Source organism: Glutamicibacter sp. MOO4 (genome assembly GCF_056934395.1).
Window position 1 is genome coordinate 412,550 of sequence record NZ_CM167800.1, and the last position, 21,047, is coordinate 433,596.

Annotated in this window: 19 protein-coding genes, 2 tRNA genes and 1 pseudogene; 14 read left to right on the forward strand and 8 right to left on the reverse strand. The window is 55.4% G+C overall.

Annotation, left to right across the window (positions count from 1 at the left end):
- Window positions 1-4 precede the first annotated feature (4 nt).
- Window positions 5-1,351, reverse strand: coding sequence for a lysine N(6)-hydroxylase/L-ornithine N(5)-oxygenase family protein (locus tag AC1Z3F_RS01900; protein WP_483566478.1), 1,347 nt, complete (start codon window positions 1,349-1,351; stop codon window positions 5-7).
- On the reverse strand, window positions 1,348-2,868 hold the full coding sequence (locus AC1Z3F_RS01905) for a pyridoxal phosphate-dependent decarboxylase family protein (protein ID WP_483566479.1): 1,521 nt from the start codon (window positions 2,866-2,868) through the stop codon (window positions 1,348-1,350). The genes AC1Z3F_RS01900 and AC1Z3F_RS01905 overlap by 4 nt, the downstream gene beginning before the upstream one ends.
- A gap of 325 nt (window positions 2,869-3,193) precedes the next feature.
- On the opposite strand from AC1Z3F_RS01905, the gene AC1Z3F_RS01910 reads away from it, so the two are divergent.
- From AC1Z3F_RS01910 to AC1Z3F_RS01940, 7 genes are all read left to right on the forward strand, one after another.
- Complete coding sequence (locus AC1Z3F_RS01910) at window positions 3,194-4,447, forward strand: MFS transporter (protein ID WP_483566480.1); 1,254 nt, start codon at window positions 3,194-3,196, stop codon at window positions 4,445-4,447.
- 44 nt (window positions 4,448-4,491) lie between these two features.
- A complete protein-coding gene (locus AC1Z3F_RS01915) occupies window positions 4,492-5,568 on the forward strand; it encodes a glycosyltransferase family 4 protein (protein WP_483566481.1) in 1,077 nt (358 codons plus the stop codon).
- Between the two features lie 136 nt (window positions 5,569-5,704).
- Window positions 5,705-5,780, forward strand: a tRNA-Asn gene (locus AC1Z3F_RS01920).
- Window positions 5,781-6,053: 273 nt separating this feature from the next.
- Window positions 6,054-6,899 (forward strand): phage holin family protein, encoded by an 846-nt coding sequence (locus AC1Z3F_RS01925; RefSeq protein ID WP_483566482.1) that lies wholly within the window; start codon window positions 6,054-6,056, stop codon window positions 6,897-6,899.
- 89 nt (window positions 6,900-6,988) lie between these two features.
- The gene (locus tag AC1Z3F_RS01930) at window positions 6,989-7,900 is read left to right on the forward strand and encodes a DMT family transporter (RefSeq protein WP_483566483.1); all 912 of its coding nucleotides are present in this window, start codon (window positions 6,989-6,991) and stop codon (window positions 7,898-7,900) included.
- 51 nt (window positions 7,901-7,951) lie between these two features.
- Window positions 7,952-9,139 carry a glycosyltransferase gene (locus tag AC1Z3F_RS01935; RefSeq protein WP_483566484.1) on the forward strand — a complete coding sequence of 396 codons (1,188 nt, stop codon included), beginning with the start codon at window positions 7,952-7,954 and terminating at the stop codon, window positions 9,137-9,139.
- Between the two features lie 98 nt (window positions 9,140-9,237).
- A tRNA-Ile gene (locus AC1Z3F_RS01940) sits at window positions 9,238-9,314 on the forward strand.
- A 68-nt stretch (window positions 9,315-9,382) separates the two neighbouring features.
- Here AC1Z3F_RS01940 and AC1Z3F_RS01945 read toward each other — a convergent pair.
- Window positions 9,383-9,916, reverse strand: a complete 534-nt coding sequence (locus tag AC1Z3F_RS01945) for a M23 family metallopeptidase (protein ID WP_483566485.1) — start codon at window positions 9,914-9,916, stop codon at window positions 9,383-9,385.
- 393 nt (window positions 9,917-10,309) lie between these two features.
- On the opposite strand from AC1Z3F_RS01945, the gene rpsB reads away from it, so the two are divergent.
- From rpsB to AC1Z3F_RS01975, 6 genes are all read left to right on the forward strand, one after another.
- Window positions 10,310-11,164 (forward strand): 30S ribosomal protein S2, encoded by an 855-nt coding sequence (rpsB, locus tag AC1Z3F_RS01950; RefSeq protein ID WP_131090033.1) that lies wholly within the window; start codon window positions 10,310-10,312, stop codon window positions 11,162-11,164.
- 145 nt (window positions 11,165-11,309) lie between these two features.
- Window positions 11,310-12,146: a translation elongation factor Ts gene (gene tsf, locus AC1Z3F_RS01955; protein WP_131090032.1), complete on the forward strand. Its 837-nt coding sequence runs from the start codon at window positions 11,310-11,312 to the stop codon at window positions 12,144-12,146.
- Window positions 12,147-12,349: 203 nt separating this feature from the next.
- Window positions 12,350-13,072, forward strand: coding sequence for a UMP kinase (pyrH, locus tag AC1Z3F_RS01960; RefSeq protein WP_131090031.1), 723 nt, complete (start codon window positions 12,350-12,352; stop codon window positions 13,070-13,072).
- Between the two features lie 78 nt (window positions 13,073-13,150).
- Complete coding sequence (gene frr / locus AC1Z3F_RS01965; RefSeq protein WP_131090030.1) at window positions 13,151-13,708, forward strand: ribosome recycling factor; 558 nt, start codon at window positions 13,151-13,153, stop codon at window positions 13,706-13,708.
- A complete protein-coding gene (locus tag AC1Z3F_RS01970; RefSeq protein ID WP_483566486.1) occupies window positions 13,708-14,835 on the forward strand; it encodes a phosphatidate cytidylyltransferase in 1,128 nt (375 codons plus the stop codon). The genes frr and AC1Z3F_RS01970 overlap by 1 nt, the downstream gene beginning before the upstream one ends.
- Window positions 14,836-14,991: 156 nt before the next feature.
- Entirely contained in the window at window positions 14,992-15,564 is a 573-nt protein-coding gene (locus tag AC1Z3F_RS01975) for a DivIVA domain-containing protein (RefSeq protein ID WP_131090029.1), read from the forward strand.
- A gap of 100 nt (window positions 15,565-15,664) precedes the next feature.
- Here the strand turns inward: AC1Z3F_RS01975 and AC1Z3F_RS01980 are convergent, their stop codons facing one another.
- Window positions 15,665-16,168: a MarR family winged helix-turn-helix transcriptional regulator gene (locus AC1Z3F_RS01980; protein ID WP_483566487.1), complete on the reverse strand. Its 504-nt coding sequence runs from the start codon at window positions 16,166-16,168 to the stop codon at window positions 15,665-15,667.
- 40 nt (window positions 16,169-16,208) lie between these two features.
- Here AC1Z3F_RS01980 and AC1Z3F_RS01985 point away from each other — a divergent pair.
- Window positions 16,209-17,054 (forward strand): annotated as a pseudogene (locus tag AC1Z3F_RS01985) (EamA family transporter); the annotation flags it as partial.
- Between the two features lie 37 nt (window positions 17,055-17,091).
- Here AC1Z3F_RS01985 and AC1Z3F_RS01990 read toward each other — a convergent pair.
- The 4 genes from AC1Z3F_RS01990 to AC1Z3F_RS02005 are packed head-to-tail and all read right to left on the reverse strand — an operon-like array spanning window position 17,092 to window position 20,944.
- Window positions 17,092-18,594: a sodium/solute symporter gene (locus AC1Z3F_RS01990; RefSeq protein ID WP_483566488.1), complete on the reverse strand. Its 1,503-nt coding sequence runs from the start codon at window positions 18,592-18,594 to the stop codon at window positions 17,092-17,094.
- Window positions 18,560-18,982 (reverse strand): hypothetical protein, encoded by a 423-nt coding sequence (locus AC1Z3F_RS01995; protein ID WP_242632571.1) that lies wholly within the window; start codon window positions 18,980-18,982, stop codon window positions 18,560-18,562. The genes AC1Z3F_RS01990 and AC1Z3F_RS01995 overlap by 35 nt, the downstream gene beginning before the upstream one ends.
- 17 nt (window positions 18,983-18,999) lie before the next feature.
- The gene (locus AC1Z3F_RS02000; protein ID WP_483566489.1) at window positions 19,000-19,716 is read right to left on the reverse strand and encodes a LytR/AlgR family response regulator transcription factor; all 717 of its coding nucleotides are present in this window, start codon (window positions 19,714-19,716) and stop codon (window positions 19,000-19,002) included.
- A gap of 46 nt (window positions 19,717-19,762) precedes the next feature.
- Complete coding sequence (locus AC1Z3F_RS02005; RefSeq protein ID WP_131090024.1) at window positions 19,763-20,944, reverse strand: sensor histidine kinase; 1,182 nt, start codon at window positions 20,942-20,944, stop codon at window positions 19,763-19,765.
- Window positions 20,945-21,047 lie beyond the last annotated feature (103 nt).

Genomic DNA, 21,047 nt, shown 5'->3' on the forward strand with positions numbered 1-21,047 from the left:
GTCCTTAGGCGTGCAGATTGGCGGGGGAAGCGGTGGGTAGTCCGGTCAGCTGAGCTGCCCCAAATACTTGGAAGGCGATTCGCTCTTCGACCGGGTACACCTCGCGGCCGGCGATGCGGTTGATGATGACCGAATTACGGTAGGCACCCATGCCAAGATCTGGCGCGGTGAAGCCATGGGTGTGCAGTTCAGCGTTTTGCACAAAGATGTCCTGCTTACTACCGATTGAATACTCGCGGTCAACGTTGAACCGGCCATCGGCGAGGTATTCGATGCGTTGGGAAATCCCACTCAGGAAGTCTGGGACACCTGCACGGTAGCCGGTAGCCATCACCAGATTGTCGACGACAAAATCTAGGTCCTCTTCGGTGCGCTCATGATGCAAACTAATGCTGATGCCTTCGGCTACCGCGTCGATATTCTTCGCGGCGCAACCGGTGCGAAGGTGCACATTGGCTGCACCGTCAATGCTGCGTTCATAAAGTTCTTCGTGGATCTCATTGATCAGATCCGCGTTGATGCCCTTATATAGCCCTTTCTGCTCGGCATTAAGCTGATCGCGTTTGGCCATAGGCAGGCCGTGGAAGTGGTCGATATATTCCGGCGAAGTCATTTCCAAAGTGAGTTTGGTGTATTCCAGCGGGAAGTAGCGTTCGGAACGGGTAGCCCAGATGAGATGATCAGCTTCTGGCAGGCTCCGCAGTAGATCAAGGAAGATCTCGGCCGCGCTCTGACCGCTGCCTACAACGCAGTGCACTTGCGGGCGTGAGGTATCACCGGCAGACGCCAGTAAGGCATCACGCTCGAAGAGGTATTGGCTGGAGTGGATAATTTTGCCGGTCTTGGCAGCGGCGTCGGTAATCACCGGTGGCAAGAATGGTTGGGTGCCGGTTCCGAGTACTAGCTTGTTGGCGGTGAAGTGGCTCAGACCAGCTTCGGTCAATACCGACAGGTGGTAGCGGCCATCGCGGTATTCGGTTTCCAAGACGCGGTGGCCAAAACGCACACTGTGAATATTTTCAGCGGCCCACGCCAAATAGTTGGAGTACTCCTGACGTAGCGCGTAAAAGTCTTCGCGGATATAAAACGGGTAGATCCGCTCTTTGCTCTTGAGATAGTTCAGGAATGAGTATTTGTTGGTGGGGTCAGCCAGGGTCACCAGGTCGGCCATAAATGGAACCTGCAAGTGGGTCCCGGGCAACATCATGCCTGGATGCCAGATGAACTGGTCGCCGGCTTCGAGGACAGCAACGTTGAAGTCCTCAATTCCATCGGTCAGTGCAGCAAAACCAAGGTTGAAGGGGCCCGCTCCGATGGCAATAACATCAAAGTGTTCGTTTGGCTGATTCATGCGTTTTCTCCAGTGGTGCGCTCGGTGAGGATCTGCGTGCCGGTGCGGCAAATAGCGTCGAGGATTTCGCTGATATCGCTCAGCGTGGTGTTGGGGTTGAGCAATGTGAGCTTGAGCAGGCGTTTGCCAGCCACAGTGGTGGCAGCGATCATTGCTTCACCGCTGGAATACAGGCGTTGACGGATCTGGTTGGCCAGCTGGTTGTGCTCTTCAATTTCCAGTGGATGAATGGGGTCTTCGAAGGAGAAGACCAAAGTGCTTAGCTGGACATCGGCAACCAGGTGAAGTTGGGCGCGCATGGCGACTTCTTGTTGCGCGTCTTCGGCCAGCGCGATGACTTGATCAAACATTGATCCCAGACGTTGGGCGCCGAGCGTGCGTAGGGTTACCCACAACTTCAGAGCGTCAAAGCGGCGCGTAGTCTGCAAAGACTTCGACACCTGATTAGGAGTAGCGGCTGCCTCGGAGGCCGGATTGAGGTATTCGGCGTAGTGCGCGATCGATTCAAAACTTGATGCCGCTTTTACGATCAAAGCACTGGAGCCGATGGGCTGGAAGAAGGACTTGTGATAATCCACGGTCACCGAGTCAGCCTGCTCGATACCGTCCAGACGATGCCGGTGTCGTTCTGAAAGTAGTAGCCCGCATCCATAGGCGGCATCAACATGCAGCCAGGCGCCGAACTCGGTAGCCAGCTGGCGTAGGTCCGGTAACGGATCGATGGCGCCGAAGTCGGTGGTCCCGCTGGTGGCTGAAATCGCCATGGGTACCAGCCCGGATTCACAATCCTGAATTAGTTGGGCTTGTAGGGCCTGAGCGTCCATGCGGTGCTGGGCATCGGTAGGAATGGCAACTGCTGCTTCGTAGCCCAGTCCTAGAAGCATCGCTGCGTTGCGGATCGAGAAGTGCGCGTCTTCGGAGCAGTAGATTCTCAAGTTGGCCAGTCGCTGAGGCAACGGACCTTTCAGCTTGGCTGTGGCGGTGTTGCGAGCGATGAGCATCGCCTGCAGGTTGGACTGGGTGCCACCGGAGGTGAAGATCCCATCAGCCTGTACCGGGTCGTAGCCGATCAGGTTAGCGGTGAAGTCAACCAATTTTCGCTCAATGTGCGTGGCCGCGGCGCTTTGGTCGAAGGTATCCATTGAGGTGTTGATGCTGGTAACGAAGTTTTCTGCCACGACTGCCGGCAAAGCTACGGGGCAGTTTAGATGTGCTGCGTACTTTGTGTCGTGGAAGTAGGCAGCGTCTTTGAGGTACAGGTCGTTGAGTTCCGCGAATGACTCCTCGGTGGTACCGAGGGGAAAGTCCAGATCAACGTGGTTGATCTTGGTTGCCATCTCTTGTGGGGTCGGTCCGGTCGTGGGGGCGTGAACGGTTTTGAACTTGTTGGCGACAATGGTTGCTGCCCTGTGGGAGATTTCTTCGTAGATTTCCGCCGTACTCGCGCACAGGAGCGCGTCGTCGTAGAGCGGCACCGGAACATCAGGGAATTGCAGGGTAGGTAGTGAGGCACCCAAGAGCATGCTCCTCAGATAGGATCGAAAGATATTTGGTCAGGCTCACCTAACAAGAATCTATTAACAACACAAAGTAATTAGTTAATGCAAGCCGACTAACCCAAGTGGAGTCGCGGTGAGATTTTTTCGACATCTCGCTTGCTAGGTGTGCCAGTTGTGATAAATTGACCGTTGACCTGATGTTTGAAGCTTCATCTATTTACCCTGAGGGCGCGAAAACCGCATGAAGTCCTCGGGTTCTTGTCTTTTTAGGTATCACTAATTGTTTGATTGCAATTGGCGGGTAATCCGAATATGCTCAAGCGGTTAGATCAAGGAGACTCAGGTGACCATCGATGAGGCCAGGGGAAGTCAACGTAGCCAGCGCTACTTGATTACCTCCAATGCGTCCGACGCCGCCGGCCGAGGCCTTGGTGACATTACGATTGACTTGCTCTTTGTCTCAGCACTGGGCGCGAGTGCATTCCAGATGGGCCTGCTCAATACCTTGGGCTCGCTGGCTTTTGTTTTCGCCAGCATCCCGGCCGGTCATCTGGTCGACAAATACTCGGCACTGCGTTTCCTGCGTATTGGCCTGAGCGGAAAAATCGCCGTGATGATGTGCCTGGCGATCTTGGCGTTTGTCGGCGCACTAAGCATCGCTATGGGCATGCTGCTGTGCACATTGTTAGGTGTCTGCAACGTATTTTCGGAAACTGCACAGACCTCGGCCGTTCCTCGACTTATCGGAATGGACCCTGAACGCAGGTCTTCGAGCATCAGCAATCTCATAGCCCGACTCAGTGCGGCAGACCAATCGATGACGGTCATCGTGCCAGCGCTCGCCGGTACCGGATTTGCCTTGCTCGGTGCACCAGCTCTACTGGGCATATCTGCAGCGTTGGCCGTATTGGCACTCATGCTCGCATTGCGGATTCGCGATCATCACCATGAGCCCAAGGCAGATCTTACTCAGGGGTCAACGCCGGAAAAAGGTGCTGTCCTCGCCGGTATCAAGTACCTGTTTGCACACCGAGAACTTAGAACCGTGACGATGGTTGTGGCACTTTCCAATCTGGGATTAGCCACCGGCTCCTCCGTCGAAGCCATCTTCATCATCAACGACCTAGGTTTTGGCGAAGTCGGGTTCGGGCTTTATGCCTCGGTTTGCGCGGTTGGCGGACTGATTGGAGCCTTGGCCGCCAGCAAAGTAGTAGGACACTACTCGGCGGCGAAATTACTGATGTTCACCGGAGTAGTCCAAACTATCTTGGCCGGATTTGTATTGTTAGCCGCCTTCGTCGGCGATTTTTGGAGCATCGTATTGCTAGCCATCCAAGCACTGGGATGGGGGAGTGCGACGCTGATCTTTAATATCGCGGCCTCCTCATGGCTGGTGGAACTTGTTCCGGAAGCGTTATTAGGCCGAGTGCTTAGTGCTCGCCGACTCTTTACCTTTGGCGCCATACCGCTGGGAAGTCTGCTCGGTGGTGTTCTGGGTAGCGCCTTGGGAATCGTCGCTGCGCTCATTGGGTGGGTAGGCGCCGCTCTGATCGCAGTCGTGTGGTTCTGGATCATGCGCCACCCGGCGAAGCGCTAGGCTGGAATACATAAGCTTCCGAAGAACCGAAGGCAACTGCGCCCGTGAAATTAGTTATCGACGCCCGATACACCCGCATCACCCATCATGACGGAATCAGTCGCTACACCGCTGGTCTCATCGCGGCAACAAGCAAACTCGCCGACGTCACCATGCTGATCAACGACACCCGGCAATTGGCGATGCTCCCTGACGTTCCCTATCTGTTAGTCACGGCGCCAACTAGCGTGCTGGAACCATTAGTTGCGCTGCAGATTAATAAGCTCAAGCCCGATGTGGTCTTCTCTCCAATGCAAACCATGGGCACGATCGGAAGAAAATTCCCGGTCATTCTTACCTTGCATGATCTGATTTACTACGCGCACCCGCACGCACCGAAGTTCCTGCCAGCACCGATTCGGGCCGGATGGTTCCTCTTCCACCAGGTCTATTGGCCACAACGCTTGTTACTGAACCGAGCCGATGCGGTGGCCACCGTCTCGAACACAACGGCTGAACTTATGCGCAAGCACCGACTGACCAAGAAGCATATTGGTTTGGTATCCAACGCGCCGACCGGAAATTTTGTTCGCCGGGACCCCTCGCTGACACCCAAAAAGACGTTGCTCTACATGGGCTCCTTCATGGAGTACAAAAACGTTGAAACTTTGCTTCGCGCGATGCAATACCTGCCGGAATTCGAGCTGCACTTGCTTAGCGGAATCAATGAACAACGTTCTGCGGAACTGCGTGCGCTGATTCCCGATGGTGCCAGCGTAGTGTTCCACAACGGAGTCAGCGACGAAGAATACGAGCAACTGCTCAGGGAATGTACCGCTTTGGTGACGCTCTCGCGTGAAGAAGGCTACGGGCTTCCGCTGGTTGAAGCGATGAGTATGGGTACTCCTGTAGTCGTGACCGATATGCCGATCTTCAGGGAGGTCGCCGAAGACGCCGCGTTGTACGCCTCGCCGGATGACGCACAAGAGTTTGCGCAACAAGTACGTAAGTTGGATGAGCCTACAGTCTGGGAAGAGTATTCGCAGCGTGCAGTTCACCGTGCAGAGCACTATTCGTGGCAGCGCTCCGCACAGCAACTATTGGAGCTAGCCAAGTATGCCTCAGATCACAAGAAGCGATGAAGCGGATCTAGCTCTGGGGCCTAGCGAGGTAGTGGTTCAAATCGCCGAATTTTGGGGATAAATCACCGGTGGCGCCACCGAAGCTCACCGATTTGAAAACCTGAGTTGGCCAGTGCTAAAGTATTACTCGTTGCATTCCTCCATAGCTCAATTGGCAGAGCATTCGACTGTTAATCGAAGGGTTACTGGTTCAAGTCCAGTTGGAGGAGCCAAGAAAAAACTTCCCAGTTACTTAGGTAGCTGGGAAGTTTTTTTTATTTCCCCGACCCTAAAGTCAACTGGGTATTTCGACTGAAATAAGTCTGATGGGCGGATCTCCTATAACCTCAGGTGATAAGACGATAGACTTTCGAATCGTTAACAGTTACACCCTAAGCATGAGATTGAGCTATGGGTTTTACGCCTGAAGACTGAGTCGTTGAAGGTAGCCGGAATGTTAGCGTGAGTTATACCGGTTGCCGCGCGATCGAGAATATGGAGAAACCATGACTGAAGCTGAATCGATGCAAGCTGACGAAAGCCTGAAGTCGAGCGTCAAAAGTGCAAAGTCGCAGGTTGATGGACTTAAGGAGCTTGTTCCCCAACAGCTCTCCGACGAAGTCAAGCTCGCCACCACGGTACTCAAGGGCAAAGGAATCAGGCTCGGCACCGCCGCAGCGCTCGCGGGTGCCGCGTTGCTCTTGGTATTGCTTTTTGTGATCGCTGTAGTCGTGACCTTGGTAAATGTTCTGGCTATCTGGTTGCCCGGTTGGGCCGCCGCTTTGATCATTGCAGGATTCTTCCTCCTGGTCGCCGCTATTTTGGGATTGGTCGGATACGCCAAGATCAAGAAGGCTCTACCTTTGAAGCCGGAAGCAGCAATCCGTGGCCTGCGTCATGACTTCGGCGTGCTCAAGGACGGTAGTGGATTTGACGTTTCTACCCTCGACGAGCCGCTAAAGAAGAAGTCTGAAGAAGACGATGACAACGACAAGGACAAGAAGAAGGAACCAAAGCCGCCAGCACCAAGTGCTGACGAACTGATCCTTCGTACCCGTCGCCGTCGTCGCCAGATCCAGGCTTTGCGCGACAACCTAGGCGAGAGCGTTCAGGCGCCTCTGGCCAAGATCGATAAAGTACGTACCTTTACGCAGAATGCTGGAGATCGAGTTTCCGGTGCTGCTGCTAAGGCTCGTGGATTTGTCCGCCCTTCGTCTTCGGCTTCCGAAGATCAATCGGAGGCTGACAGAGTCAGCGGTAAACGCGCAGAGCAAGCACGCCCCTATGTAGTGATGGCTGGTTCAACGCTGGCACTCGGGGCTGTAATCCGCGCTTTATTCAAGCGCTCCTAAGTTTTCTGCTGACGGGGCGGTGCGACAGCGCCAGGGCGAAGAGGACCGCCCCGTCATGTACAAAAAATTTGGGCTAGAAAGGCACTGACATGGTTTGGATCGCTATTGCAGCGGCACTATGCAGTGCCTTTTGTCTTGCCTTTGGGGCCCACTTCCAGTCCAAAGCGGTACGTGAATCCGTGGATGGTCTGGAACTAACCCTAAGGAATTCAGGAAACCTCGCCAGCAATAAAGGCTGGATGGGTGGACTGCTCCTGATGATTTTGGGCATGGCTCTGAACGTTTTTGCCTTGGCCAGTGCCCCACTTACCGTGGTGCAGCCAATTGGTGCCATCGCTCTCGTGGTCACTGCAGTGGTTAATGCCAAAGAAACCGACATCTCCATGAACCGGCCAACGGTGCTGGCGATCATCAGTTGCATGATCGGCTCCGTTGGCTTTGTGTTGCTGGCAGTTACAGCTACCAACAGCAATCATGCAGTGACCGAAGAACAGTCACATTTGATTGAAATGATCCTGGCCGGGGTAGTTGCCATCGTGGGATTGGCCACGATCTTGTTCCACCGCAAGTTGGTAGCGATCTTCTTTATTGTTGGTGCAGGCGTGCTGTTTGGGTTTGTTGCGGTACTGGTTCGAACCATCGCCATCGCCGTGCTGGGTATCGGAAACAGTAGCTTTCTACAGCTTCCTTGGATCGCTGGAGTCGCCGTGGTGGTCGCTGGGCTCCTCGGTTCATTTTTTGTGCAGAAGGCCTACTCAAAGGGGCCTCCGGAGCTTGTGATCGCGGGACTGACCGTCATTGACCCGATTATTGGCATTGCTATCGGAGCGAGCATCTTGGGTGAATTGCGCCCCGATGTTCCACTTCTAGTCACCGTGCTGATGGTCGTGGCAGCTGGCTTTGCAATAGTCGGAGTTGTGGCTCTCTCGCGCTATCACCCAGACGTGATCGAGCGCCGAAATCGATCCGAGGCGAACAAAGAACTGCCCGAGCCCAAATAGACTGAACCTACAGACTTTTCATCAACCCAAATTTCTTGTGAACGACTAAGGATGCCCGTGGCCGAGGAAAAACCACTGACCATTGTCATTGCAGCTGACACCTACCTGCCGAACGTAAACGGCGCAGCGATGTTTTGCTATCGGTTAGCCACCGAAATGCATGCCCGAGGACATCGGGTGCACGTGCTAGCTGTACGTGGTGACGATGGTAAGACTTTCACCGAAATCCGTGAAGAAGCAATTGTGCATCGTCTGAAATCGCACTCGGTTCCGACCCACGAGTATTTCCGAATCGTCGCCCCCTGGGAAGTCAACAGGCAGATTGATAAGTTGTTGGCCGACATCAAACCTGATGTCATTCACGCGCAGAGCCACTATATGATTGGTCAGCGTTCCGTTGGATGGGCCAAGAAAAACAAGGTTCGCTCAGTGGCCACGAACCACTTCATGCCTGAAAATCTTGACCCTTTCCTCCCATTCCCTCAGTGGTTCAAACGCATCGTGGCGCATAACTCCTGGAAGGACATGGGCAAGATCTTTGCTCGCGCTGACGCCGTGACCACTCCAACACCTTTGGCTGCCAAAGCCATGCGCGAGCGTGCCAAGCTGATGAACGTTTTGCCTTTGTCTAATGGCATTGAGGTTGGCAACTACGAGTTGGCTCCCGGGGAACAGATCATCAAGAATGACTTCCCAACCATCCTCTTCGCTGGTCGTTTGGCTGTTGAAAAGAACATCCACGAACTCATCGAGGCGCTGCCTTTGATGACTCAGGTGCCGGACGCCATCATCGAAATCGTCGGTGGTGGCGAGCAACGAGTCCACCTGGAAAAGATTGCCGATGATCTGGGAATTCGGGACCGCGTACGCTTCCTCGGACTGGTCAGCGACGAAGAACTTCGACAGGCCTACTTGCGATGCGATGTGTTCTGTCAGCCAGGAACCGCGGAGCTCCAATCGTTGGTCACACTCGAAGCGCTCTCCGCGTCAAGGCCGGTAGTGCTGGCTAATGCCATGGCGCTGCCTCATCTAGTTGATGAAGGGGTCAATGGCTACATGTTCAAACCTGGCGACCGCCAAGATTTGGCCGACAAGCTCGACCGCATTCTGGCCCTGAGCGAAGATGAGCGGGCCAAACTTGGCCAGGCCGGACACCGTAAGGTGATGAACCACGCGCAGAAAAAGACAATGGACTCCTTCGAAGCGTTGTACCGCGGTGAAAAGGTCTCCACGCACTAAGTCTTGTGTCACGACGGGGTGCGCCAAATCGGTGTTTTGGCTAGTGATGCCCTAGAATATTTCGAGTGTGCTTGCACCAATAGGTGTTGAACACATGTGGGGAGTTAGCTCAGTTGGTTAGAGCAGGGGACTCATAATCCCTTGGTCATGGGTTCAAGTCCCATACTCCCTACCAACACTGATCGCTCGACAACTAGTTACATCTAGTTGTCGGGCGATTTTTCTTTGGGACGGGTTTTGAAGCTACTCGTGAAGCGGTAAGAGGATCGACGGGCGCATATCGCGCACCAGTAATGCGGGGTCAATATATTCGCCCTCTAGCCGCACACCCCAGTGGATGCAGCGCCCAGAGCAGTGAGCTCCAGTGGCTACGGTTCCCACCTGATCCCCGGCGTTCACCGTTGCGCCGACTTTCACAGTTGCGGTCACCGGTTCGATGCTGGTCTTAAACCCGCCACCGTGGTCAATAACCACCACAGGTCGGTCAACAACGGTAGAAGCGAAAGTAACTTTCCCGCGCTGTGGTGCATAGACCTTAGTTCCCTCGGATGCACCGAGGTCCACTCCGCGATGACCAGGTAACCAATTTTGGGCGGGTTTATCAAAGGGCTCAAGGACCTTGGGTTCACCGGCTAGCGGCCATCGCCAACCTGCCGCGGTACTTAACGCTGCGGGTTTGGCCAGTGATTGACTTGACCCGGTGGACGCTGAGGCAGCGGATGAGCCGAAGGTAAGTGCAAGTACAACTAAGAAGTAGAGACAGCGTTTAATATTCATTTATTCAGCCTGCGTGGTGCTTGTCAGCAACTGGAGGCAGTGGGGACGAAATGTGGGTAAGTTGATGGGCTCTAGATCACTTTCCTGCGTGTGGGTGGTTATCATCTCTGTAGTACACTTGAAACAGCAGTTTCCTGTCATAGGTGTGTCCAAAATTGGATGCAGCGGATAGGGGATTGACTTCGCGTATGAGTTTCCATGACCACTTTGGTTGTGGCCTGAGGTTCCAGTGGTCCGAGAGAATCGGTGGATCGAAGGCGAGATGCTAAGCATCTTCGGCGCTCGTACTAGGGCGGATAACCACAATGGCTATCTGCATCAACCCGAACAAACAAGAGCAGTTACCGCGGGCGCATCTGTGCCCGGTCCGCCACTGCTGAAAGGAGTTGCGACATGCCAGTCGTAACCATGCGAGAGCTGCTTGACAGCGGCGTCCACTTCGGCCACCAGACCCGTCGCTGGAACCCAAAGATGAAGCGCTTCATTTTCACCGAGCGCAACGGCATCTACATCATTGACCTGCAGCAGTCGCTGTCGTTCATCGACCGCGCTTACGAGTTCGTCAAGCAGACTGTTGCCCACGGCGGCAGCGTTCTGTTCGTCGGTACCAAGAAGCAGGCTCAGGAATCGATCGCCGAGCAGGCTAACCGCGTTGGCCAGCCATACGTGAACCAGCGTTGGCTCGGCGGTATGCTGACCAACTTCCAGACCGTCTCCAAGCGCGTTCAGCGCATGAAGGAACTGGAAGAGATCAACTTCGAGGACGTTGCTGGCTCCGGTCACACCAAGAAGGAACTTCTGCTGCTCAAGCGCGAGCTGACCAAGCTGCAGAACAACCTCGGCGGTATCCGTAACCTGACCCGCACCCCTTCGGCTATCTGGATCGTTGACACCAAGAAGGAACACTTGGCTATCGACGAAGCTCAGAAGCTGGGCATCCCAGTTGTGGCCATCTTGGACACCAACTGCGATCCAGACGAAGTTACCTACCCAATCCCAGGCAACGACGACGCTATTCGCTCCGTCAATCTGCTGACCCGCGTTGTTGCTGACGCTGTGGCCGAAGGCCTCATCGCCAAGAACAACAAGGCTGCCGGTAAGTCTGAGGGTGCTGCTGAGCCTTTGGCTGAGTGGGAGCGCGAACTGCTTGAGGGCGAAAAGGCTAAGGAAGAAACTCCTGCCGCTGAAGCTCCAGCTGAAGAAGCTCCTGTTGCAGAAGCTGCAACCGAGGCAGACGAAGCTAAGTAGTCACCTGCGTGACTCTAAGAATTTGCCTTGACACACTAGCGTGTTGATCGAGGCAAATTCGACTAAGTCTTGTGGGACGGGCCGGAAAACCGACCCGTCCCACAAGCAAATCAAACTTGAAACTCCTAGCTGAATGGGATTGCACGTGGCAAACTACACCGCTGCTGATATCAAGGCACTGCGCGAGCGCACTGGCGCCGGCATGATGGACGTTAAGAAGGCTCTGGACGAGGCTAACGGCGACGCCGAGAAGGCCATCGAGATCATTCGCGTAAAGGGCCTGAAGGGCGCTACCAAGCGCGAAGGCCGTTCGACTGCTGAAGGCTTGGTTGCTGCCAAGGTTGAAGGCACCGTCGGCGTTATGATCGAGATCAACTGCGAGACCGACTTCGTCGCAAAGAACGAGAAGTTCATCGCACTGTCCAACAAGGTTCTGGATGCCGCTGTGGCTTCCGGCGCAGCAGATGCAGAAGCACTGCTGGCTTACGAGCTGGACGGCAAGACCATCGGCGACACCGTCATCGAAGAGGGCGCAATCCTCGGCGAGAAGATCGTTGTTCGTCGTGTAGCACGCATCGAGGGTGCCAAGGTTGCAGCCTACCTGCACAAGACCAGCAAGGACCTGCCAGCTCAGGTTGGCGTTCTGCTGGCTGTGGATGCTGACAGCGAAGCTGCCGGCACCGTTGCACACGATGTTGCTGTTCACACCGCTGCATTGGCTCCAACTTTCCTTACTCGCGATGAGGTTCCAGCAGATAAGGTTGCCGATGAGCGCCGTATCGCTGACGAAACCGCTCGTGCAGAAGGCAAGCCAGAAGCTGCTTTGACCAAGATCGTTGAAGGCCGTCTGACCGGTTTCTTCAAGGAAATCGTTCTGGTTGACCAGGCTTTCGCCAAGGATGCCAAGAAGTCCGTAGGCAAGGTCTTTGAAGAAGCTGGCACCAAGCCAGTTGCTTTCGCTCGCTTCCGCGTAGGCGCCTAAGCTTTAGCGCATTAGGCACTAGCCGCACGTTTTAAGCGAACGGCGGGCAGGGTAACCTGACCGCATCAGAGAAAAGGGAGGTGAGCACCGAGAGAAAACTCGGTGACTCGCCTCCCTTTTCTCGAGCCCGGATCTCAAGATACCTTGGGAACTGGGAAGTACTACCCCCAGCTTGATTCCGACCTCCAGGAGTAAGACAACTTATGACAACCACCCCAGAAACCAAACGTCGTCGCGTCCTGCTCAAGCTCTCCGGTGAGGTGTTTGGCGGCGGCAAGGTCGGTGTTGACCCGGACACCGTGCGTGGCGTTGCACGGCAGATCGCTGCGACCGTTGGAGAAGTTGAGGTGGCCATCGTTGTTGGCGGCGGCAACTTCTTCCGCGGCGCAGAACTTTCCGCTGCGGGCATGGACCGTTCACGTGCCGACTACATGGGCATGCTGGGCACCGTCATGAACTGCCTGGCCCTTCAGGACTTCTTGGAACAGTGCGGTGTTGAAACCCGCGTTCAGTCCGCCATCGCTATGGCTCAGGTCGCAGAGAACTACATTCCACGTCGCGCCATCCGCCACATGGAAAAGAACCGCGTGGTCATCTTCGGTGCCGGCGCTGGTCTTCCTTACTTCTCTACCGATACCGTGGCCGCTCAGCGTGCCTTGGAAGTCGACGCAGACGAGGTACTGATGGCCAAGTCGGGCGTTGACGGCGTGTACACCGCTGATCCGAAGAAGGACCCAAGCGCCAAGAAGCTGGACACGCTGACCTACAGCGAAGCCCTGCTGAACAACATCCGCGTTATGGATCAGACCGCTATGACCATGTGCCAGGACAACAAGCTAGACATGCTGGTCTTCGGCATGGAAGGCGAAGGAAATGTCGCTGCAGCCATCCGCGGTGAGCGGATCGGAACCACCGTCACCGTTTAATCGGTGAACGTGGCCTAGGATTGAAGTAGATTTATTTTCCCGTAGCGGAAACACAGATGAAGAACTTGAGGAGTACCGGTGATTGAGGAAACGCTGGCGGAGACCGCCGATAAGATGGAACGCACCATTGATGCCGCCAAGGAGGACTTCGCGACGATCCGTACCGGTCGCGCCCACCCTGGTATGTTCTCAAAGGTCATGGTTGACTACTATGGTTCGCCAACCCCACTGCAGCAGCTGGCATCCTTCGCGGTTCCAGAAGCACGCACCATCACCATCACCCCATTCGATGTGACCGCACTGCGCGAAATCGAAAAGGCTTTGGGTGACCCAGAAGTAGGCGCTAACCCTTCTTCGGACGGCAAGATGATCCGCGTGACCCTTCCGGTACTGACCGAAGAGCGTCGCAAGGAATACGTCAAGCTGGCCAAGGCCAAGGGTGAAGACGCTCGTGTTGCACTGCGTAACCACCGTCGCAAGGCTAAGGACACCATCGACAAGTTGGTCAAGGATGGCGAAATTGGCGAAGACGAGGGTACCCGTGCAGAAAAGGACCTTGACGCGCTGACCAAGAAGCACGTTGATTCAGTCGATGAGATCCTGAAGAAAAAAGAAGCCGAGCTGCTGGAAGTCTAATGCCAGGCTCGACAGAGAACACTGAGGGCAACGCTTCGGCGGTGCCCTCAGTGGCATCCGGTAATTCTCAGCCGATGTCCCGGCGAGAGGCTCGCGCACTGCGTGAGGCTCAAAGCAAGGGGCAGCAAAATGCGACCGAGGCAAACAAAGGTGCAGACCAAAAGTCGTTGGGCGTAAGCAAGTCGGAACTTCGTGTGCCGGCCCCGCCGGAAACCGACTCAGAGGATCTTGCCGAAACTGGTGAACCCGATGCTAAGGAAGCGGCAATCCCGCCCGAACTGCTCATCGGCAACCCCGAACCCAAGGTCTCACGCGCCGGCCGAAACCTGCCGGCCGCTATCGGCGTCGGGGTAGTACTGCTGGGCGTTGTGCTCGTAGGACTATTCTGGGTGGAACCGTTGCTGGTCTTTGCCGTCACCGTACTAAGCGGCATCGGCTGCTGGGAAGTGGCACGAGCAACAACTCATGCCAAAACTGCGGTGCCTCAAATACCGCTGTATCTGGCATCGATCCTGCTCCCGGTCAGCGCCATACTTGGGGGAGTAGAAGCCCTCGGGTTTAGCTTTGTTGCCTGCGTTTTGGTTGCACTGCTCTTTAGGCTGATGGAAGGTCTGAAGGGTGCGGTCGCCTCGGTGATGAGCAGTGTGTTCATCATTAGCTGGATTCCGCTGTTGCTTTCCTTCGCGCTGTTGATGCTTGACGGAGAAGACGGACAGCTGCTGATTGCTACGATCCTGCTTTTGGCCGTTGCCAATGACACCTTCGGCTACATTGTTGGTGTGCTCATTGGTAAACATCCAATGGCGCCGAAGATCTCTCCGAAGAAATCTTGGGAGGGCTTTGGCGGATCGCTAATTGGCTCAATGGCTATTGGTGCTTGCGCAATGTACTTCTGGCTGGATATGCCGTGGTGGACTGGCGTGATCTTGGCCTTCTTCACCACTATCGCAGCAACCACCGGCGACTTCGCGGAGTCGATGGTCAAGCGTGAACTGGGCATTAAGGACATGAGCAACCTGCTTCCTGGGCACGGCGGAATTATGGATCGACTTGATTCGGTGCTCTTTGTTATCCCGCTGGGATACTTAATTTCGCACTTGCTTGCGTGGGGCGTAACGGTCTTCTGATCCGAGGTTTTCGCAGCGGGAATGGTGTAATCCTTGATTGGAGAACACCTGCTGGTGTGGCCATCGGGCCAAGTATTGGTTTGAACAAATAGAATATGAGGGTATCGCCTGAGGGTGATACGCCACTGACATCTCTCTAGAGAAAAAGGAACTGTCGTGTCGCAGCAGCAAGATGCTCCGTTTTCCCGCGTACCGGATGCGGAGTTTGGCTACAACGCAAAGCAAGTTGATGCGTTCCTTAGTCGTGCCCGTGCCACCTTCAACGGCGGGGGAAACGACGACAGCGTGGTGACCAGCCACCTGATTCGCCGAACCACTTTTGCTCCTCAAAAGGGCGGCTACCAGGCGCGCGAGGTTGATGGTGCGCTGGATAGGTTAGAGGACGTGTTTGCCAAGCGGGAACGCGACGATCTGATCAGCCACCAGGGCGAAGAAGTTTGGTTACAGCAGGTTGGACGACTAGCTGCCATTCTGCGTGGACGCCTGCACCGTGCCAAGGGTGAGCGCTTCCGCCGCCCATCGCGTACCAACGCCTCAAGCTACAACGTTGAAGATGTTGACCGTCTATGCGACCAGCTCATCGATTACTTCGAAAACGATGTTCCGATGGCCGTGGACGCCGTACGCCGTGTTGAATTCCGTTCTGCTCAGGGAACTGATGGTTATGAGGAGTCGCAGGTTGATGCGTTCCTCGACCGCGTAGTTGAGCTGATGGCATCCATCGACTAGTTCGCTGCGAACTACGCTGAACTTTAACCGCGAGGACGGACAGGAGATTTCTCCTGTCCGTCCTCGCTTTTTCTTATTGTGGGTGCCTCAGGCATGCGGGTCAGCCTTGCGGTGACTCATAGTGTTTAAGCCAGCTCTTTAGGGCGCCTTCAAGCGCAGATTGCTGCGTAAGAGAGAGCTGGGCGATTAGTCGAGCCTCATTATCGAGGTGGTCGGTCATGACTTCATCGATCTTTGTCTTACCTGTGGCGGTCAAGGAGATGCGGCGTCGACGTTGATCACCGTCCGCGCTCTGACGCTCGACATAGCCGGCCGATACTAGCCGGTCTAATCGCTTAGTTGTGGCTCCCGAAGTGACCATAGTCTGGGCAGCCAGTTCGCTTGGCGCTAGGCAGTAGGGTTCTCCGCTGCGGCGCAGGGTGGCCAGAACATCAAACTCGGCTTCGGTCAGCCCATGGTCTGCATACACGGTGCAGATATTTTCGCGCAGGAAAATTGCGAGTCGATGGAGTCTGCCAATGATCCCTTGGGGTGTTGGGTCCAGATCGGGGCGCTCGGCAGCCCACTGCTGTTGGATACGTGCAACGTGGTCTAAATGCTCCATACTCTTCATTATACTTTCCGCGGAAGCTATTATAGTTTCCATGGAAACTAATTTAGGAACGAGGCAAGCCCGCGGCTTCCAGCTAGGCAGGCTGGCCCTCACCGCCATCGCGCCCATCGCGTGGGGATCCACGTACTACGTCACCCGGGAGTATCTGCCCAGCGATGCAGCACTTTGGGGAGGTGTCTTCCGTGCATTGCCTGCGGGGCTGATTCTGTTGTTGGTTTGCCGAAGGCTTCCGCGAGGCAGTTGGTGGTGGAAATCCTTGGTCCTGGGCACCTTGAACATCGGAGCGTTTTTCGCATTGGTGTATGCGGTGGCTCAGATACTTCCTTCAAGTGTTGCGGCAACAACGATGGCTGTTTCTGCTGGGGTGCTGATGCTCATGGCGTGGCTACTGATGGGGGAGCGGCCGACTCGCTGGCCACTGATCGGGGCCGGGCTGGGGTTCCTCGGCGTGGCGATCATGGTCTTTGACGGGCAGAGCCAAATCAATATGCTCGGTATTCTCTTGTCGCTCACCGCCATGGGTATTTCAGGCCTTGGATTCATCCTCGCCAAAAAATGGTCAAGCGGGCAACCGATCCTAGACACCACCGCTTGGCAGTTGGTCGCAGGAGGGTTGTTGCTCCTGCCGGTCGCAGGACTCGTTCAAGGGCAGCCGCCGGCCCTCGATGGGCAAGCGATATTGGGATTCGGTTACCTCAGCATTGTTGCTACGGCGGCAGCATTTCTCGCGTGGTTCAGTGGCCTGCGCTACTTGCCATCTGCCACGGTGGGACTGCTCGGCCTGCTGAACCCGGTCACCGGTGTAATTCTGGGAACCCTGCTGGCCTCTGAAACCCTTGGTGTTCAAAGTCTGAGCGGTATGGCCATGGTGCTTGCCGGGGTGTTTTTGGGGTTCTTAGCTAATCGCGTGCAGGTTAGAACTTCGGATCATGATCAGGCACATGCAACAGTGTCATCACTCGATCAGCATTCTCAGGAACAGCGTGTTGCGTGCCCCGAGAGACTACAATCATCACCACAAAAGCTAGTGGAACGCTCCACGCGGCAGGTTGGCGCAACAGGTGAATCCACCACTGATCGGTAGCGGGCAGGAAGATGCCGATGATTAACGATGTGCCGCAGGTGATGGCTCCGACCAGCAGTCCGGCGATTGCTCCCTTGGCGGTCAGTGAACGCCACCAAATCCCTAGAAGCAACAATGGGCAGATCGTGGAAGCGGTAAAGGCGAAGACGTTGCCGATGGCTCCAGCCAGAGCCAGCGAGCTGGTGAGCACAGCAATAAGTACTGGCAGGGCCGTGGCCAGAACGGTGGAAATGCGGAAGCCTCGAACCGTTCCTTTGAAGAACTCTTGGGAGATTGCCCCGGAGAGCGAGACTACTAAACCAGAAGTAGTCGACAAGAACGCGGCGAAGGCGCCACCGACCACGATGGCCGTGAGGGCATCGGCGAGGAAGCCATCAAAGAGTCGGGATGGCAACAAAAGAATCGTGGCGTCGGTTTCATTAGTAGCCCCCAGCTCAGGGGTGTAAAGAATGCCAAGGACGCCCAAAGTGGTGGGTAAAAGGTAAAACGCGGAGAGAAGGCAGAGAACAATCACCGTGGTGGTGCGGGCGCTCTGACCGGTGGGATTGGTATAAAAGCGAACCAACACATGAGGAAGGCCCAAGGTGCCAAAGAGCAGGGCCAAGATGATTGAGATCGTCTCGTACATGTTCATGGTGTTGACCGATTCCAACTGCACGTAAAGGCTCTGCGCCCGTTCGCTGGCCGCGTGTTCTGGGACGGCACGGGAAAGCAGGAAGATGGTCGGGATAACCAAGGCGGCCAATTTGAACCAGTATTGGAAGGCCTGCACAAAGGTTACTGATCGCATGCCGCCGGAGAGCACGGTTACGCAGACGACCACAGCCACTACGACCGGTCCCACCCAACTGGGCAGGCCTGTGGCGATTGAGAGGGTCAGTGCCGCGCCGTGCATTTGCGGAACGATGTATAGCCAGCAGATCACCACCACTAGGTAGGTGGTCAGCTTGCGCAACATCGGTGAATTATCGAAGCGGATCTGTGCAAAGTCAGGAATCGTGTAGGCCCGAGATCTGCGCAACGGGGCAGCCACAAACAAGAGCAGCATCAGGTAACCGGCGGTATAGCCGATGGGGAACCACAAACCTGATTGACCGGAAAGCACAATGAGCCCGGCGACGCCGAGAAATGATGCGGCGGAAAGATATTCGCCACCGATGGCCGAGGCATTCCACCACGGAGGCACGGTACGCGAAGCAACATAAAAATCTGAGGTGGTGCGCGAAATTCGCAGGCCATAAAAAGCGATCAGCATGGTGGTCAGACAGACCACGATGAGGGCGGAAACCGAAAGTAAACTAGCCACGGCTGATGCTCCGATACCTGCGCTCATTGCGTGCTGCCGCCCGATTATAGAGTATTCCGGCCACAATGATCAGTGGGTACATCCCTACCCCGAGGACCCACCAGGGCAAGGGGATATGGAACAGATGAATATTCGAGACCACTGGCCAAAACACCAGTAGTGAACAGATGCCCACCAACAGTGCCAATAATCCTGCAGCCACCGAGCAGCCTAATCGCAGTTGGGAACGGATCAGCTGACGGACATAAAATTCTTCGGCTGTGTGCTCTGGTGGCTGACGAGTCACGGTCAGCGAGGCATCTTGCGGTGCCTGGACAAGCACTCGTTGTGGGCGCTGTTGTGCAAATCGTCCTGGCAAAGCTTCGTCAGGCGAGTTTGTGTTCTGGCGTTTGTCGCCAGCTGCTGGATTCTGCACGCGGGCCCCGGGCAATCCTAGAGTGGACGGACGCGGTTGGCCGCTAGACGCTCGCGGAGGTAGGGCAGGGCACGTCGAGAAATTGGAAGTTCAGCTCCGTGAACAACCACTGCCGCCTTGCCTGTCTGTAGCCGCACGGTCTCGATCTTATCCATGCAGACCAGATAGGAGCGGTGGATACGTACAAAGCCGGACTCACCCCACTGCTGCTCAAGATCATTGAGTGGAACACGAATCAGGTAGCTAGATTCTTTGGTGTGTAGCCGGGCGTAATCACCTTGAGCCTGAACGTAGGCGATGTCGCCGCGCGGGATGAGTTTGGTGATGCCACCCTGATCTACGGTGATCATTTCTGGCTTGGCAGGCGTTTCCTCCACCAGTTCACAAATGCGGCGCACGGACTCGGCCAAACGCTGTGGGCGGATGGGCTTGAGGACGTAGTCGATAGCGGCCAGTTCAAAAGCCTGGAGCGCTTGGTCTTCATCAGCGGTGACAAAAACGACCAGTGGGGGACGGGCAAAGCGCGTGATGACTCGGGCGATATCTAGACCGGAGAGGGCTGGCATGTGGATGTCCAAAAACAGGGCATCAACTTCGTTTTCTTCTAAGGCTTTTAACGCCGCAGCGCCAGAAGTAGCGCGGTGGATTTTGCCAATTCGCGAATCTTGGCTCAGCAGGAAACAGATCTCTTCCACTGCTGGGAGTTCATCATCGGCAACCACCACATTAATCATGCAAAAATTCTACCGTTTTCTTACTGTTTCTAAACATTTGGGATTCCTAAACCTCGGCACCCGTGGTGTCTGGCGCACGGAATTTAGGAACGCGCAGGGTGATCAAGGTTCCAGCTCCCGGGGCGGTCTCGATGATCAGCCCATTGGAGTTGCCGTAAAGCTGACGCAGTCGCAGGTCAACATTTCGAAGCCCCACATGCATGGTTGTGGTGGTGCCAGCGAGCACGCTGGCCAATTGCTCCGGGTCCATGCCCATCCCGTCATCTTCAACCGAGATCACCGCATGCATGCCGTCCTCGGTGGCGGTTATTGAAATGACACCACCATCGGGGCGAGCCTCCAGTCCGTGGCGGACGGCGTTTTCCACCAATGGTTGCAAGGCGAGGAATGGAATTTGAGTGGGGAGAACCTCGGGAGCAATCTGCAAGCTGACCTTGATTCGATCGCCGAAGCGGGCTTTTTCAAGTAAAAGGTAGCGGTCGATCGCTTCGAGCTCTTCGGCCAACGTAGTAAATTCTCCGCGGCGCCTAAAGGAGTAACGAGTGAAGTCGGCAAACTCAATCACCAATTCTCTGGCACGGGCTGGGTCGGTATTAATAAACGAGGCAATGGCGTTTAGCGAGTTGTAAATGAAGTGTGGGGAGATTTGCGCGCGTAATGCGCGCATCTGAGCTTCAAGCAACATTGCTTTGGACTCATCTAGTTGCGCAGTGGATACCTGTGCGGAGACAAAAACCGCGACTTCTGACACTGCACGAACAAAGCTCGCACCGGCGCGCTGCGAGAGAGCAATCACCGCGCCGACAACTTGATCGCCCACCATGATGGGAGCGGCAACAATGTCCATTGACGTTGAATGCTTCACCTGAGTTTTGCCGGTAGCCAGTGTAGAAGCCGAAGCCTCGGCGGCATCCTCTTCTAATTGTGCGGTGAACTCGATTCCGGAGTCGGTGGCGAGGATCCGGGTGCTGTCGCTGATCAAAAGCACCTGGCAATTGAGTAGCCGGCGCAGTGCCTTGGCGCTTTTTACGGCGCCTTCTTTAGTCAGCCCGCGTTCCAAATGGGGTACGGCAACTGACATATGGTGCAGGGTTTTGTAGGTAGCTTCTTCGGCATCGGTGCCCATCTCTCTGGTTGAGCGAGAAATCCTAAAACCGAAGTAGCCAACGATAGTAATGCCAAGCACCACGATGACCACGATCAGGGTGACTTGCAATGCTGGAGACATGTTCTCATCCTAAAGGCCTTCAAGACCCTGTGCGTTGAGCGCGATGGTGCGTGCCGTTGAGCGCATAAAACAGCCCGTTGAGCCACGCTCCCTCGAATTTCCC

What these genes read in the sequence shown, in the direction of transcription:
- AC1Z3F_RS02000 (WP_483566489.1), bottom strand. Translation starts at nt 19,716, where the DNA reads ATGATTAATGTGGTGGTTGCCGATGATGAACTCCCAGCAGTGGAAGAG.
- AC1Z3F_RS01980 (WP_483566487.1), bottom strand. Translation starts at nt 16,168, where the DNA reads ATGGAGCATTTAGACCACGTTGCACGTATCCAACAGCAGTGGGCTGCC.
- AC1Z3F_RS01900 (WP_483566478.1), bottom strand. Translation starts at nt 1,351, where the DNA reads ATGAATCAGCCAAACGAACACTTTGATGTTATTGCCATCGGAGCGGGC.
- pyrH (WP_131090031.1), top strand. Translation starts at nt 12,350, where the DNA reads ATGACAACCACCCCAGAAACCAAACGTCGTCGCGTCCTGCTCAAGCTC.
- AC1Z3F_RS01945 (WP_483566485.1), bottom strand. Translation starts at nt 9,916, where the DNA reads ATGAATATTAAACGCTGTCTCTACTTCTTAGTTGTACTTGCACTTACC.
- AC1Z3F_RS02005 (WP_131090024.1), bottom strand. Translation starts at nt 20,944, where the DNA reads ATGTCTCCAGCATTGCAAGTCACCCTGATCGTGGTCATCGTGGTGCTT.
- AC1Z3F_RS01970 (WP_483566486.1), top strand. Translation starts at nt 13,708, where the DNA reads ATGCCAGGCTCGACAGAGAACACTGAGGGCAACGCTTCGGCGGTGCCC.
- AC1Z3F_RS01990 (WP_483566488.1), bottom strand. Translation starts at nt 18,594, where the DNA reads ATGAGCGCAGGTATCGGAGCATCAGCCGTGGCTAGTTTACTTTCGGTT.
- AC1Z3F_RS01930 (WP_483566483.1), top strand. Translation starts at nt 6,989, where the DNA reads ATGGTTTGGATCGCTATTGCAGCGGCACTATGCAGTGCCTTTTGTCTT.
- AC1Z3F_RS01925 (WP_483566482.1), top strand. Translation starts at nt 6,054, where the DNA reads ATGACTGAAGCTGAATCGATGCAAGCTGACGAAAGCCTGAAGTCGAGC.
- rpsB (WP_131090033.1), top strand. Translation starts at nt 10,310, where the DNA reads ATGCCAGTCGTAACCATGCGAGAGCTGCTTGACAGCGGCGTCCACTTC.
- AC1Z3F_RS01935 (WP_483566484.1), top strand. Translation starts at nt 7,952, where the DNA reads ATGCCCGTGGCCGAGGAAAAACCACTGACCATTGTCATTGCAGCTGAC.